The sequence below is a fragment of the Acidovorax sp. LjRoot74 genome, from assembly GCF_964254355.1.
Lineage (GTDB): Bacteria > Pseudomonadota > Gammaproteobacteria > Burkholderiales > Burkholderiaceae_C > Acidovorax.
Map to the genome: position 1 here is coordinate 2,535,768 of NZ_CAXUTI020000001.1, position 13,342 is coordinate 2,549,109.

A 13,342-nucleotide genomic window follows, 5' to 3' on the forward strand; every position below is an offset into this window, starting at 1 on the left:
GCGCTGGCGCGCCTTCCCCCCAGAGGGGGGACGCACCCCGGTGGCCTGGCAAAGCCAGCTCCACGGGGGCGCTGGCGTAGAGATCGCGCCAGTGTTAGTTGCCCCGCCTTGCACGTAGACCAGTAGAAACAGAGCAGCCGCAGATTTTTATGACGACACCGCAAAACCGCAGCTTCACCACCCAGATCGTGCACGCCGACCGCCTGGGCGGCGCCGAGCAGGGCGCCATCCACCAGCCCATCCACACCTCGGTGCAATATGGCTATGAGAAGGTCGAAGACCTGATCGCCGTCTTCCAGGGCACGGCCAAGGGCGGCTTCAACTACGCGCGCCAGGGCACGCCCACCACGGCGGCGCTGGAGGCCAAGATCACCAAGATGGAGCGCGGCCACGGCACCATCGTTTTCTCCACCGGCATGGCGGGCATCTGCGCCGTGTTCCTCACGCTGCTCAAGGCGGGCGACCACCTGGTGGCCAGCCAGTTCGTGTTTGGCAACACCAACAGCGTGCTGGGCACGCTGGCCGATCTGGGCATTGAAGTCACCACGGTGGATGTGACCGACGCCGCCAACGTGGCCGCCGCGCTGCGCCCCAACACCCGCATGGTGTTTGTCGAAACCATCGCCAACCCCGGCACCCAAGTCCCCGACCTGGAAGGCATTGGCGCGCTGTGCCAGCAGCATGGCGTGCTGTACGTGGTGGACAACACCGTGGCCTCGCCCTACCTGTTCCGCGCCGCCACGGTGGGCGCGGGGCTGGTGGTCAACTCGCTCACCAAAAGCATCGGCGGCCTGGGCGACGCGCTGGGCGGTGCGATCACCGACACCGGCCTGTACGACTGGTCGCGCTACCCCAACATTTTTGCCGCCTACCGCAAGGGCGACGCCAAGGGCTGGGGCCTGCAGCAGCTGCGCAAAAAGGGCCTGCGCGACATGGGCGGCACGCTGTCGTCCCACGCCGCCCACCAGCTCGCCCTGGGCGCCGAAACCCTGGCCCTGCGCATGGACCGCACCAGCGCCACAGCCCTGGCGCTGGCGCAGTGGCTAGAGGCCCACCCGGCCATCGCGCGCGTGCTGTACCCCCTGCTGCCCTCGCACCCGCAGCATGCCTTTGCCAAAAAGCACCTCAAGGCAGGCTCGTGGCTCATGTCGTTCGAGCTGCGCAACCCCGACCAATGCCTGCCCGTGTGCAACCGCCTGCAGCTGCCCATCAAGGCCACAGGCCTGGCCGACACCCGCACGCTCATCATCCCGGTGGCGCACACCATCTTCTGGGAGGCCGGCCCCGCCGTGCGCGCCACCATGGGCATTGCCGACAGCATGATCCGCCTGTCGGTGGGCCTGGAAGAGGTGGAAGACCTGCTGGCCGATTTCGAGCAGGCGCTCGCCGGAGCCTGATCCGCCGCCTTCACCGCCCACCCACGCCGGGAGCCCCGCCATGGCCACTGTCACCTCTGCACCACCCGCCAGCATCGGCAAATACCGCATCGAGCGCGAACTGGGGCGGGGCGCCAGTGGCATTGTGTATCTGGGGCTGGACGGCTTCCGGGGCCGCAAGGTGGCTATCAAGCAAACCCACTCACACCTGCTCAAGGTGCCCGAACAGGCCGAGCGCTACCGCAAGCTGCTGCGCAACGAGGCCGCGCTGTCGGGCCGCCTGCGCCACCCCAACATCGTGCGCCTGCTGGATGCAGACGAGGAAGCGCTGCCGCCCTACCTGGTGCTCGAATACGTGGACGGCCAGCCGCTGTCCGACTTTGCAACGCCTGATGCGCTGTTGCCCGTGCCCCAGGTGCTCGACATCGCATTCAAGTGCTGCAACGCCCTGGACTACGCCTGCCGCGAAGGCCTGGTGCACCGGGACATCAAGCCTGCCAACCTCATGCTGGCGCGCGATGGGGATGTGAAGCTGACTGACTTCGGCGCGGCGCTGTCGCTGCGCAGCGATGCCACGCAGCTGTCGGGCCTGGTGGGCTCGCCGTCGTACATGTCGCCCGAACAGGTGCGCGAGCAGGACCTCACCCACCACAGCGACATGTTCTCGCTGGCCGTGGTGGTGTACGAGCTGCTCACCGGCCGCCGCCCGTTTGATGGCGACACCGATTTCGCCACCCTCTACAAGATCAGCAACGACGCCCCCACGCCCCCCAGCCTGCTGCGCGCGTCGCTGCCCCCGCATGTGGACGAAGTCCTGCTCCGCGCCCTGGCCAAGCAGCCCGCCGACCGTTTTGCCACCTGGCCCGACTTTGCCCAGGCCCTGCTCGCCGCCCACCGGGGCCTGCCCCGTCAGCGCTCGCAAGACACCGAGGCCGAACGCTTCGCCCGCCTGCGCGCACTGCCGTTTTTTGCCGATTTTCACGACGTCGCCCTGTGGGAGCTGATGCGCCTGGGCAGCTGGCGCCGCCTGGAGCAGGGCACCGTGCTGATGCGCGAGAACACGCCGGGCGATTCGTTCTGCATCCTCATCGAAGGCCAGGTCGCCATTAGCCGCCAGGGCTGGAACCTCAGCACCCTGGGCCCCGGCGTCACCCTGGGCGAAATGACCTACCTGCGCCCCGAAAACAAAATGCGCACCGCCTCCGCCGTGGCCGAGACCGAAGTGCTGGTGCTCAAGGTCCGCAACCCGGCGCTGCGCGAGGCGTCGGAGGATTTGCAGTCGCGGTTTGACAAAGCCTTTATCAAGCTGCTGGTGGGGCGGTTGATTGCCACCAATGAACAGTTGGCGGAGTGGGAGCAGGGGTTGAGTGAGCCGGAGTGAGTGGGTGGGCGAGTTGCCCCGGCTTCGGTGATGTGGAACTATGAAATTTATAGCTGCTAGCGCTTGACGGATAAGCGATAGAGGCCCAAAAAGACGAAATTTAAGAGTGAATGAAGAGTTTTTGCAGGAGCGAATACAAATTTATCGAAATGCTAATCGTCGAGCAGTTCGTTAGCACTACCAACGTCGGGTAGTAATCGCCGGATTCCCCGCCGCGCCCGCGCGAAGGTCGGCTGGCACCTCAATCTAGAAGATAACGACGGCCATGCCGAGAACCTGCCTGTCGAAGAACTGTCTGAAGATTCTTCAAAAGGGTATGCTTTGCTGCGGAAACCAGAGGCAACAGTCGTTCAGAGACAAACTGTTCGGTTGCTGTTCTTCCCAAAATATGGCCGTACCATGAATAACTACTCTCAATGCGACCTAAATCAGCCAACAAGAATGAAACCGCATCTGCGCTAAAGTCGTCAGTCGTAAGGCCATCCTGGTGTCGGAGAATTGAATTGGATAGTACAAATCGATACTTCGAGCCAGATTGATTGAACTCTTTCACGAAGGCTTGCTGCGCTTCTTTGCTCAAACAAGCAGAGAACAACCAAGAAATTCGATCAAAAAATATAGGGTGCGTCTCACGATCAATTTCGTCAGCGAGCCAATCCAGCCACCATTCGATTGGGCCAATCTCAATGCGTCCGAGTGGACAATTCACCGCACTATAAATCTGGTTGAGAAGAGCCAAGGCGAGATTTGCATCACGCAATTTCAGTAGTTGAACAAAAAGTACCTCGTTTCCGGCCCAGTCGACATCAATCTGTTCAAGAAGACTTGTCTGCTCCTCCCTGCGTTGTTCGAGGCTCATACTGGAGATTTCACGCAAAGCCTCGAACAATAAGGCACTCGTCGTTTCTGCCGTGCAATACAGTAGGCACGCCTTCAAAATACCGGATCTCTCTGCCGCCCGAGTTTTAACAATCTCTGCCATATCTGCCCGGCCAGAACAGAGAAATTTGAGTGCCTTTAGTGCCCAAGAGTCATTATCGGGATTTTCTACGAAAGAAATAAGTCGATCTAGATGCTCGGAAGTGAATGAAGTCCATGATAGATCGTGTGTAGTTTCACCATGGCCAGCGATAAAATAAATCGCAGTGGCGGATTTTTCAACGCCGCGGAGCAGCAGATCGCCCGCTAGCTCAAGTGCCGCAGTAGAACGATGCTTTCACAGAATATTGCATAAAACACGCGCATGAATCTCTGGCACGGGCGTGGAAAGCTCATTCGGCAGAAATTCATTCTTAATGATGGAAATGTCAATATCTGCGAGAAATTCGGCGACGCCGCTCGTGAAACCATGGAAGGCGTGCTCGTCAGAGTCGGGTGTGCACTCTTCCGAAATGGAGTTGGCCAATTTGAGGAGCTTTGTAACGTCCTCTGGCGCCGAAAATGGTTTGAGGGCCTTTGCAAGACCATTGCAGCAATAGTTGTAGTCGGATCGAGCCTCAACAAACTCGTGAAAAAGTTCATTCTTAATTCCTGGACCTTTCATGGCGATGAGCCGCTTAACGGCCGCCCCGCCAATTGTGTTCCGAAGCTTCATCAGTGACCGCAACTGCGGCTCATGGACTTTTGAAAGCGGAAGGCTTGACTCAAAAATCCACTCAATCCGGCTTTCAAATGGCCCAAGGCGCTTATTTCTTTCGGGGATAAGGGAGAGAAGCTTTGACACGACATCATCACGCCCGTCTTCAAGATATTTCGCGGCATTCATGGCAAGGGCGAGGTCAGCATCGACTACGTCATTGAAGAACGCCTCAGCGTGCGATGGTGGTAAGAGGCTGAGGGCGAGGAACAATGCCTGATCCCACCTCGTTAATGTCAACTTTTCCCTGAGGATTTGTGGAGTTGTTCGATAGCGGCGAGCAAGCTCTTTGGCTGCGAGGTATTCAGTAACTGATTGATGAACGAATGCAATCCTGGCGCCAGCGTGTGGAATCAGAACCGAAACTGAGATGAGCCAATTAGCAATATCTAGAGCATCAATACCGACTAATCCTGCCGCTTCTGAATTCGTCTTTAGTACCCGGATAAGATCCGATAAAGGGTAGGCTTCTTCTCCGCGATTAATCGCATCGTATGCGACGATAGAAAGAATTTCTTCAATTTCAAAGCATCTGCCAAATCTCTTCGCAGATGCTTCCTCAATATTTGAAAAAAACGATTGGTAGAAATCCTTGGGATGCGCCTCCTTTGGCAAGCTTACGACACCGCTTTTGACAAGCTGAAAATAGAAGGGTTTCTGCAGCAGTCGTCTAAACTCGCGGTCAAAACGACCATCGGTGTTAATCCCTATATTTTTTAGTTCGACAGAAACAATTGCTTCATCAATTTCGTCGAGGCAGTAGGCTGGGAAGCCCAATTTTCCTAGGCCATCATTCGTTCTTGAGCTGATTATCATGGAGGACAGCCCCACGCTTTCCGTGAATTTGGCGAAGTCTCCTTCGTAGCTGCCGCTCTCCCAATACTCTCTGGGCATCTCGTTGAATGAGTCCAAGAATAACTTTACCCTAAAGCGTTGCGCCATCTCAAAAAATTGCAAACTCGGCGGCAGCGTTTGGTTAACTAAATCCGCGAGGTCTCCGCGATAAAGTTTAAGGTCAACGAAGATGGGAACGACTGCGGAAGACTTGTCGAACGGTTCAGAGAGGCACACTTCATGAAGTTCTTCGGCTAATCGGGCTGCAGCTTGCCGAAGCGCATATGTCTTTCCTGCTCCTGGCAATCCAACTAGAACAGCTCGCTTGGGTCCATCATCCAAGAAATTTTCAACTGCGCAGTGATCGAATTTATCAGGTCGGCGGTACATACCATACCTCGTCTGATTTGCGGATTCAACATGCACTCGAATGGGCAACTCTGGACTCATTTTCGTTGTGCGTGCCAAGCGCGCTGCGTGTCGCGCCAATGAAAGAACCATATCAGGAGTGCATTCCTTATTGCTTACTTCAACAAGGGCTGGATTAAGTACAGCTGGCGCAGGTTCGAGGAGTGAATCAAGAAGCGCGAGCAGACCGGTATGATCTTTCTTGCCGTCAGGGCGTGTGTTTGTAGGGTAATTGGTAAGGTGGATGCCGTAGTTTCGTCTCCAGTAGTCACACTCTGCTTCAGCTACATCGGCCATAATTGCGTAGTGGTCACGAGTTCCGCCCTTGTACGTATTAGCAAGAAGGTCACGGATATAAATAAAATCCGGGTCTCGTAACCCAAACCCTAGATAAACGACTGGGCGACTCGCTAGCAGCATTCTTAGAGATTCCAGTGCGTTCTGGCGTTCTCCTTGGGGGAGCAACTGCCGGTACTGCTCTCGAGTCAGAATAATGCTGTCGCTGTCCGCCGCGTCTCCGTGAGGCTTAAACACAAAGTCAATAGCGCGGGCATGAACGATCTCGGCAGTTTCAGTGAGATGCCGATTTGTAATCGCTGGGCGGTAAAACCGATCTGGCTGCCATTGCCTTAGAGCCTCCTCAAGAAGGTTATCGTAATTCGTCGTGACAAAGCAACGCGTTCCCAGAGAGACGATCTTGCGGTGAATTTCATGGGGCTTAGCTACGCCATATCGACACGTAGCTCGAATGAAATCACCGATCTGTTGCTTGGTTAACTTATCGAATCCGTAGCTAGCTGCTTGTAAAAGGTCACCTCGCTCCGCCTCGGCTCGAATAAGGTCTGCTTGCGCACCCGCCGTTTCCACGAACTTCGCGAGTTCTTCAATCAGGCCTGACCACGACGGTAGCCCTGACCACAACGATATCCCCGATCCAATGAATAGGACAGTATCTTCCTGAGTAAGTATCTGCTTCAGTTTTTGCATATTTCAGCTCTGGGGATGATTCACTTGTAGCGTCAGCGTTTTCGGTCTTCGCGAGAGCGAAGGAGACGGGAATCTGTTGGTCTTGGAAAGGGTGGCCACGCGGTTCACGAGGACGGCCTCAATGCCCTCACGGCGAAGAGCATAGCCGGGCGCTTCTGCTCCTTGAGCCGATAGTCCTTGCTGTTGATCGAGTGACAGCACCTGACCGCAAGCGGTCGCAGGACCGCTCGACGATAAGCCTTTGGTTTAACACGCCAGAACGTCGCAATAAGCCGCGCGCCATCATGTCTTGCATCCACAGTCCTAATTTACTATTAAAAGTATAGCTACTACCGCTTTATATATAAGCGCTAGACCCCAAAAACACTCGAAAATACAGCATAAATCACAATCTGCGCCTTAGGGCTAGACAAAACGAATGAGAATTAATATCATTTGATCGCCTGAGTACGCACACCCCGTCCACCGCAAAAGGCTCCTCCAAGGAGTTTTGCCATGGACCTGGGCACATCGCAGCCAAACCAATCCACCCCTGTCAGCAGTTTTCCGCCCGCACCGGCCACCTTGCCGTTGTGGGAGCGCACCATGCAGCGCGCGCGTGGCGCAGCGCGCTTGGGCCAGATGGCGATGGCCCTGGCGTATCAGCAGCAGGCGCTGGCGCTGTCGTTGCGCGTGCTGCAGCAGGTTCCCCCGGCGGGGCGTGAGGACGATTGCGTTGCCGCGCTGGTGGTCTCCCACCTGAACGTTGCCGACCTGCAGGCGCAGGCTGCCGAGCTGGATGCGGCTGCGCATCTACGGTGCCGGGCGCATGCACTGGTATCGGGGTTGCTGGCCGATGGCCGCCACAGCCCGGCGCTGCGCCAGGCGGCCGTGCGGCACAGCCGCGAAACCCTGGCCGCCTTGTTGGCCCATGTGGCCCACCACGGCTCGCACCCTGCCATTGCCCAAGCGCTGGCCAGCCAGCGTGGCGTGGGGCTGCAGCATTGACTGAGCAGCTGCGGGCACCGCAACTGCCGGTCGCAACGATTGCATTCGCCTGTTTGTTCGTTCGTTCCTTTCGTCCTTCCTTCCCTCGTTCTTACCTCTGCCTGAAAGCACCATGCCCTACACGCTGCCCGCCTTGCCCTATGCCTATGACGCGCTGGAGCCCCACATCGATGCCCGCACGATGGAGATCCACCACACGAAGCACCACCAGACTTACATCAACAACCTGAACGCCGCGCTGGCGGGCACGGCGCATGCCGATCTGCCCGTTGATGAACTGGTGGCGGGTCTGTCGCTGTTGCCCGAGAACCTGCAAGGCCCGGTGCGCAACAACGGCGGCGGGCATGCAAACCACAGCCTGTTCTGGAGCGTGATGTCGCCGCAGGGCGGCGGCCAGCCGCAGGGCGATCTGGCGCGGGCAATCGACACGGATCTGGGGGGCTTTGATGCGTTCAAGGGCGCGTTCACCAAGGCGGCGCTCACGCGGTTTGGCAGCGGCTGGGCCTGGCTGTGTGTGGGCGCGGCGGGCCAGCTGGTGGTGGAGAGCACGGGCAACCAGGACAGCCCGCTGATGGCGGGGGCGATGTCGGGCAACACGCCCCTCCTGGGGCTGGATGTGTGGGAGCACGCCTATTACCTGCAGTACCAGAACCGCCGCCCCGAGTACATCGCGGCCTTCTACAACGTGATTGACTGGGCCGAGGTGGCCCGTCGCTTTGCGCTGGCCCGGGCGTGACGGCTTCGCCCAGCGATTCCTGTCCCTGGACCCACCTTTTGCCCACACCCGGAGCCGACGCCATGCAGATGCCGCCCACTTCGCCCGACACCGTTCTGGAACCCGCTGCGCCCACCACCGTGCCCACCATGCCGCCTGCAGGGCGCGGCGTGGCTTTGCGCGGGCGGCAGTGGCTGGGCCTGGGCATTGTGCTGCTGGGCATCGTGGCCGCTGCGGCCCAGGCGTGGCAGTGGATTGTGGGCCAGCCCGCTGTGGAAGCAGCCTGGTGGGGCGGCCTGGCGGCTGCGCTGGCCACGGCGCTGGGCACTGTGCCGGTGCTGCTGGCGCAAAGGTTGTCCGAGCGCACGCAGGACACGCTGTTTGGCTTTGGCGCGGGCGTGATGCTGGCTGCCTGTTCGTTCTCGCTCATCATCCCGGGCATCCACGCGGCACGCGCGGGTGGGGCCAGCGCCTGGGGGGCCGGGGGCACGGTGGGCGCGGCCATTTTGCTGGGCGCGCTGGTGCTGCTGTGGATGGAGCGCCTGCTGCCGCACGAGCATTTCATCAAGGGCGTGGAGGGCGCCCCGGCGTCGCGTACGCTGCAGCGCACCTGGCTGTTTGTGTTTGCGATTGCGCTGCACAACCTGCCCGAAGGGCTGGCCATTGGCGTGGCGCATGCGGGCGGCGACCCCTTGCGCGCCAACGCGTTGGCCACCGGCATCGCCATCCAGGATGTGCCCGAGGGCCTGGTGGTGGCCATGGCGCTGCTGGCTGCTGGCTACCGGCGCGCGCTGGCGGTGGGGCTGGGCATGGCCTCAGGCCTGGTCGAGCCCCTGGGCGCCGTGCTGGGGGCGGCGGTGGTTAGCGCATCGGCCAGCCTGCTGCCCTGGGGCCTGGGGTTTGCGGCCGGGGCCATGCTGTTTGTGATCAGCCACGAGATCATCCCCGAGTCGCACCGCAAGGGCCACGAGGCCTGGGCCACGGGCGGGTTGATGCTGGGGTTCGTCATCATGATGCTGCTGGATACTGCGCTCGGGTAGATTGAGATTGCTATTAAATTAATAGCTGGTAGCGCTTTATGGATAAGCGATAGGGGCCAATTTGACCCCTATTTAGGCACTCAGCCGAAGAATGCGTAGCAGACCGCGATGGCGGCCACCACGCCCGCCAGCTCGGCCAGCAAGGCGCAGCCCACGGCGTGCCGCGCACGCTGTATGCCCACCGCGCCAAAGTACACGGCCAGCACATAAAACGTGGTTTCGGTGCTGCCCTGGATGGTGGCGGCGGCCAGGGCGGCAAAGCTGTCCACGCCCTGGGTCTGCATGGTTTCGATGAGCATGGCACGCGCCGCGCTGCCCGAGAACGGCTTGACCAGGGCGGTGGGCAGGGCGTCCACAAACCGGGCGTCCGCGCCCAGCGTGGTCACGCACCAGCGGATGCCGTCGAGCACATAGCCCAGCGCGCCCGAGGCGCGGAACACGCCCACCGCGCACAGCATGGCCACCAGGTAGGGCAGCAGGCCCTTGGCCACATCAAAGCCTTCGCGCGCGCCTTCGATGAAGGCCTCGTACACCGGCACCTTGCGCCACGCGCCCAGCGCCACAAACAGCACGACCAGCGCAAACAGCGTGAGGTTGCCCAGCAGCGACGACAGCGAGGCCAGGGCCGCAGCGCTGAGTGTGGTGAGCAGCGCCATGAAGCCGCCCAGCACCAGCGCCACGGGCAGCAGGTAGGCCAGCACCACGGGGCTCCACAGCGGCAGGCGCTGCACCACGGCCACGCTCAGCAGCCCCACCAGGGTGGACGCGGATGTCGCCAGCAGGATGGGCAAAAAGACCAGCGTCGAGTCGGGCGCGCCCTGTTGCATGCGGTACATGAAGATGGTCACTGGCAGCAGCGTGAGCGAGGACGCGTTGAGCACCAGAAACAGGATCTGCGCGTTGGTGGCGGTGTCGGGCTGGGGGTTCAGCTCTTGCAGCGCCTTCATGGCCTTGAGGCCCATGGGCGTGGCGGCGTTGTCCAGCCCCAGCGCATTGGCCGCAAAGTTCAGCGTGATCAGCCCCAGCGACGGGTGGCCGCGTGGCACCCCGGGCATGAGCTTGGCAAACAGCGGTGCCAGCCAACGCGCCAGGGCGTCCACCAGGCCCGCCTTCTCGGCAATGCGCAAAAAGCCCAGCCACAGCGTGAGCGTGCCAAACAGCAGCACCATCACCTCGACCGAGAGCTTGGCCATCTGGAACAGTGCCTGCACCATGGCCGAAAAGATATCGGCATTGCCGCCCACCAGCCACTGGGCCAGCGCGGCGACCGCCGCCGTCAGGAAGAAGCCGAGCCACAGGGTGTTGAGCATGGGAGGGGAGCGCTGAGGGGCGGGTGAGGGTGGGCGTGTGGCCGAGGTTACACGCTGCTGAGGGCAGGGCGGGGCCGTTGGCAGCCGGTTTGGCGTCGCCACGACAGCGCCAGGGTTGTGTGCCTGGGGGGATTTTGGGGCGCCGGGTAAACTATAGGGTTTTTGCCGCGCGGGATGGCCCCCGGCAAACACCCCCCAACCCACACACAAAGGTAACCCCCATGGGCGCGCAGTGGAAAGCAAAAGGCAAGGCTCTGGTAGCCGATGCCAAGGGCAAGCTGTTTGGCAAGCTGGTCAAGGAAATCACCGTGGCCGCACGCGGCGGCGCCGACCCGGCCAGCAACTCGCGCCTGCGCCTGGTGGTCGAGCAGGCCCGCAAGGCATCGATGCCCAAGGACACACTGGAGCGCGCCATCAAGAAGGGCTCGGGCACCGGCGCTGATGCCGTGAACTACGAGCGCGTGATCTATGAAGGGTATGCACCGCACCAGGTGGCGGTGATGGTGGAATGCCTCACCGACAACGTCAAACGCACGGCGCCTGAGATGCGCGTGCTGTTTCGCAAGGGCCAGTTGGGCACCTCGGGCTCGGTGGCATGGGATTTCGACCACGTCGGCATGATCGAGGCCGAGCCTGCCGTGGCAGGCGCTGACCCTGAAGAGGCCGCCATTGAAGCGGGCGCGCAAGACTGCGAGCCAGGCGATGAAGAGGGCACGACCACTTTTTGGACCGACCCGGCTGAACTGGACCTGGTGAGCCGTGCGCTGCCCGCCCACGGTTTCAACGTGCTGTCGGTCAAGCTGGGCTACAAGCCCAAGAACCCGGTCAACCCCGCCAACCTCACGGCCGAGCAGCTCGAAGAGGTGGAGAGCTTCCTGGCCGCCATCGACGGCAACGACGACGTGCAGAACGTGTTTGTGAGCCTGGGCGGCTGATACACGGCCGCAGGCCCGTACGGCCTGCGCCACCGCCACCGGCTTTCACGCAACCTACCTTTTCATGACTGCAGACCACTACGCCGCCCTCGGGCTGGCGGCCAATGCGTCGCTGGCCGACATCAAGAAGGCCTTTCGGCAGAAGGCCTCGTTCTATCACCCCGACCGCAACGACGCGCCCGACGCTGCCCAGCGTTTTGCCCAGGTGCAAAAGGCCTACGAGGTGCTGTCGGATGACGAAGCACGCCAGGCCTACGACGACAACCGCCGCCGCAACCTGCTGGACGACCCGCTGCAGACCGCACAAGAGATCTGGCAGGCCTACAGCGCGCGCATTCTTTCTTCTTCCTCTACGTCTTCTCCTTCCTCTCCCCTGTGAAACTTTCTCCCTACTTTCATGACCTGCGCTCCGCCTACCAGGCCGAGCTGGACGACCTGGTGTCCGACTCCGAAGGCAACGATGTGCTTCGCAAGCGCCTGGCAGAAAAGCGCAACGAAATCGCCTTTCTGGTGCAGATGATGGAGCTGGCCCCCGAGATGGTGGCCGTGGTGTTTCACCGGGGCTTTCGCTTCACCAAGCCCGCTGCGGTCGAGCACCTGCTGGGCCAGCCCGTGGATGCCTTGCCCGACTGGCACAGCCTGACCCACGCTGTGGCGCTGGAGCCCTGGGCGCAAAGCCTGGCGCAGACCGTGCTGCGCGAGCCCCAGGGCGCGCGTTTTCTGGCCGTGGCTGTCGGGCTGGAGTACCTGCAGCAACACGCCCGCATGGCCCCCGCCGCCGCAGTGCATGGCGACGCCGATGCCGAGGACGACGGTGAAGACGCCGCCGAACACGACGACGACTACAACGCCTTGAGCGCCGACGACGCGGTGGACCCGCACAACAGCCGTACGCGCGAAGAGTCCAGCGCCAACTGGCTGGCCGACGCAGGCTTTGAGCGCAAGGAGTGACCGACCATGAGCAGCAGTAACCAACATCTCGCCCTGATCACCAAGACCACCAGCCTGATCGCGGCCGGTGACATCGTGGGCGCCGAGTCGGCCCTTGCCGAGCTGGCCGACACCGACGGCGACGGCGCGCTGATGGTGGTGCTGGACCAGCTCGCGCCCAAGGACATCCTGGCCGTGATGCGCGAGTACGACGACTCCAAGGCGTCCGTGGTCAACATGCTGGTCACGCCCGAGCAGTTTGCGCGAGCCATGGTGCTGGAAAAGCAGTACAAGGACCTCACCCACACCCACCTGCGCAACATGGTCAACGCCGTGGTGTTTCGCGACGATGCCGACCCGGTGGAATTCCTCACCGCGATTGGCGATCTGGAAGGCGGCGCCGAGGCCCTGGCCAACTACTTTGCCGAGAAGTGGAGCCGCATCGAAGCCTTTGCCCGCACCGGCACGTTCGACGCGGTGGAAGACTACGGTGTGACGCTGACGGACGACGAGCTGCTCGCCTCCGGCTATGTGCAGCCGCGTGTGGACCAGGACGAAGTGGCCGACCGCGACTGGATGCAGATGGCCTGGCTGCTGCGCTACGAATGCCGCGACCTGTTCATCGAAATGCTGCTGGTGCTGCGCGCCAAGGCGCGTGCGTTTGACCTGGGCCTGGAGGAGGGCGACGACGCGCCCGCCGAAGAGGACGACGGCAAGTTCGAAACCAGCGAGACCGACCGGGGCAAGGCCACGCCCGCGGCCCGCGCCTCTGACGAAGAATCCGCGATCTAGAGAACATCCCC

Annotated in this window: 12 protein-coding genes; 9 read left to right on the forward strand and 3 right to left on the reverse strand. The window is 61.3% G+C overall.

The window, feature by feature from the left end; translation table 11 throughout:
• The first annotated feature begins 149 nt into the window (after nucleotides 1–149).
• On the forward strand, nucleotides 150–1,397 hold the full coding sequence (locus ACSQ3O_RS11875) for a cystathionine gamma-synthase family protein (protein WP_436138995.1): 1,248 nt from the start codon (nucleotides 150–152) through the stop codon (nucleotides 1,395–1,397).
• Between the two features lie 40 nt (nucleotides 1,398–1,437).
• A complete protein-coding gene (locus ACSQ3O_RS11880; RefSeq protein WP_436138996.1) occupies nucleotides 1,438–2,757 on the forward strand; it encodes a protein kinase domain-containing protein in 1,320 nt (439 codons plus the stop codon).
• A gap of 241 nt (nucleotides 2,758–2,998) precedes the next feature.
• Here ACSQ3O_RS11880 and ACSQ3O_RS11885 read toward each other — a convergent pair whose 3' ends face one another.
• Entirely contained in the window at nucleotides 2,999–3,739 is a 741-nt protein-coding gene (locus tag ACSQ3O_RS11885) for a hypothetical protein (RefSeq protein ID WP_436138997.1), read from the reverse strand.
• Between the two features lie 234 nt (nucleotides 3,740–3,973).
• Nucleotides 3,974–6,622: an SIR2 family protein gene (locus ACSQ3O_RS11890; RefSeq protein WP_436138998.1), complete on the reverse strand. Its 2,649-nt coding sequence runs from the start codon at nucleotides 6,620–6,622 to the stop codon at nucleotides 3,974–3,976.
• Nucleotides 6,623–7,117: 495 nt separating this feature from the next.
• On the opposite strand from ACSQ3O_RS11890, the gene ACSQ3O_RS11895 reads away from it, so the two are divergent.
• From ACSQ3O_RS11895 to ACSQ3O_RS11905, 3 genes are all read left to right on the forward strand, one after another.
• On the forward strand, nucleotides 7,118–7,609 hold the full coding sequence (locus ACSQ3O_RS11895) for a hypothetical protein (RefSeq protein ID WP_436138999.1): 492 nt from the start codon (nucleotides 7,118–7,120) through the stop codon (nucleotides 7,607–7,609).
• 112 nt (nucleotides 7,610–7,721) lie between these two features.
• Nucleotides 7,722–8,345, forward strand: coding sequence for a superoxide dismutase (locus ACSQ3O_RS11900; RefSeq protein ID WP_436139000.1), 624 nt, complete (start codon nucleotides 7,722–7,724; stop codon nucleotides 8,343–8,345).
• Nucleotides 8,346–8,473: 128 nt separating this feature from the next.
• A complete protein-coding gene (locus ACSQ3O_RS11905; protein ID WP_436141115.1) occupies nucleotides 8,474–9,364 on the forward strand; it encodes a ZIP family metal transporter in 891 nt (296 codons plus the stop codon).
• An 80-nt stretch (nucleotides 9,365–9,444) separates the two neighbouring features.
• On the opposite strand, the gene ACSQ3O_RS11910 is transcribed toward ACSQ3O_RS11905, so the two are convergent.
• On the reverse strand, nucleotides 9,445–10,674 hold the full coding sequence (locus ACSQ3O_RS11910) for a nucleoside recognition domain-containing protein (protein ID WP_436139001.1): 1,230 nt from the start codon (nucleotides 10,672–10,674) through the stop codon (nucleotides 9,445–9,447).
• A 221-nt stretch (nucleotides 10,675–10,895) separates the two neighbouring features.
• Between ACSQ3O_RS11910 and ACSQ3O_RS11915 the strand changes: the two genes are divergently transcribed.
• The 4 genes from ACSQ3O_RS11915 to ACSQ3O_RS11930 all read left to right on the forward strand — a co-directional run bounded on the left by ACSQ3O_RS11915 (nucleotide 10,896) and on the right by ACSQ3O_RS11930 (nucleotide 13,331).
• Entirely contained in the window at nucleotides 10,896–11,609 is a 714-nt protein-coding gene (locus ACSQ3O_RS11915) for a YebC/PmpR family DNA-binding transcriptional regulator (RefSeq protein WP_137747896.1), read from the forward strand.
• A gap of 64 nt (nucleotides 11,610–11,673) precedes the next feature.
• Nucleotides 11,674–11,988: a DnaJ domain-containing protein gene (locus ACSQ3O_RS11920; RefSeq protein WP_298456865.1), complete on the forward strand. Its 315-nt coding sequence runs from the start codon at nucleotides 11,674–11,676 to the stop codon at nucleotides 11,986–11,988.
• Complete coding sequence (locus ACSQ3O_RS11925; RefSeq protein WP_436139002.1) at nucleotides 11,985–12,560, forward strand: hypothetical protein; 576 nt, start codon at nucleotides 11,985–11,987, stop codon at nucleotides 12,558–12,560. The genes ACSQ3O_RS11920 and ACSQ3O_RS11925 overlap by 4 nt, the downstream gene beginning before the upstream one ends.
• A gap of 6 nt (nucleotides 12,561–12,566) precedes the next feature.
• Complete coding sequence (locus ACSQ3O_RS11930) at nucleotides 12,567–13,331, forward strand: hypothetical protein (RefSeq protein WP_137747893.1); 765 nt, start codon at nucleotides 12,567–12,569, stop codon at nucleotides 13,329–13,331.
• Nucleotides 13,332–13,342 lie beyond the last annotated feature (11 nt).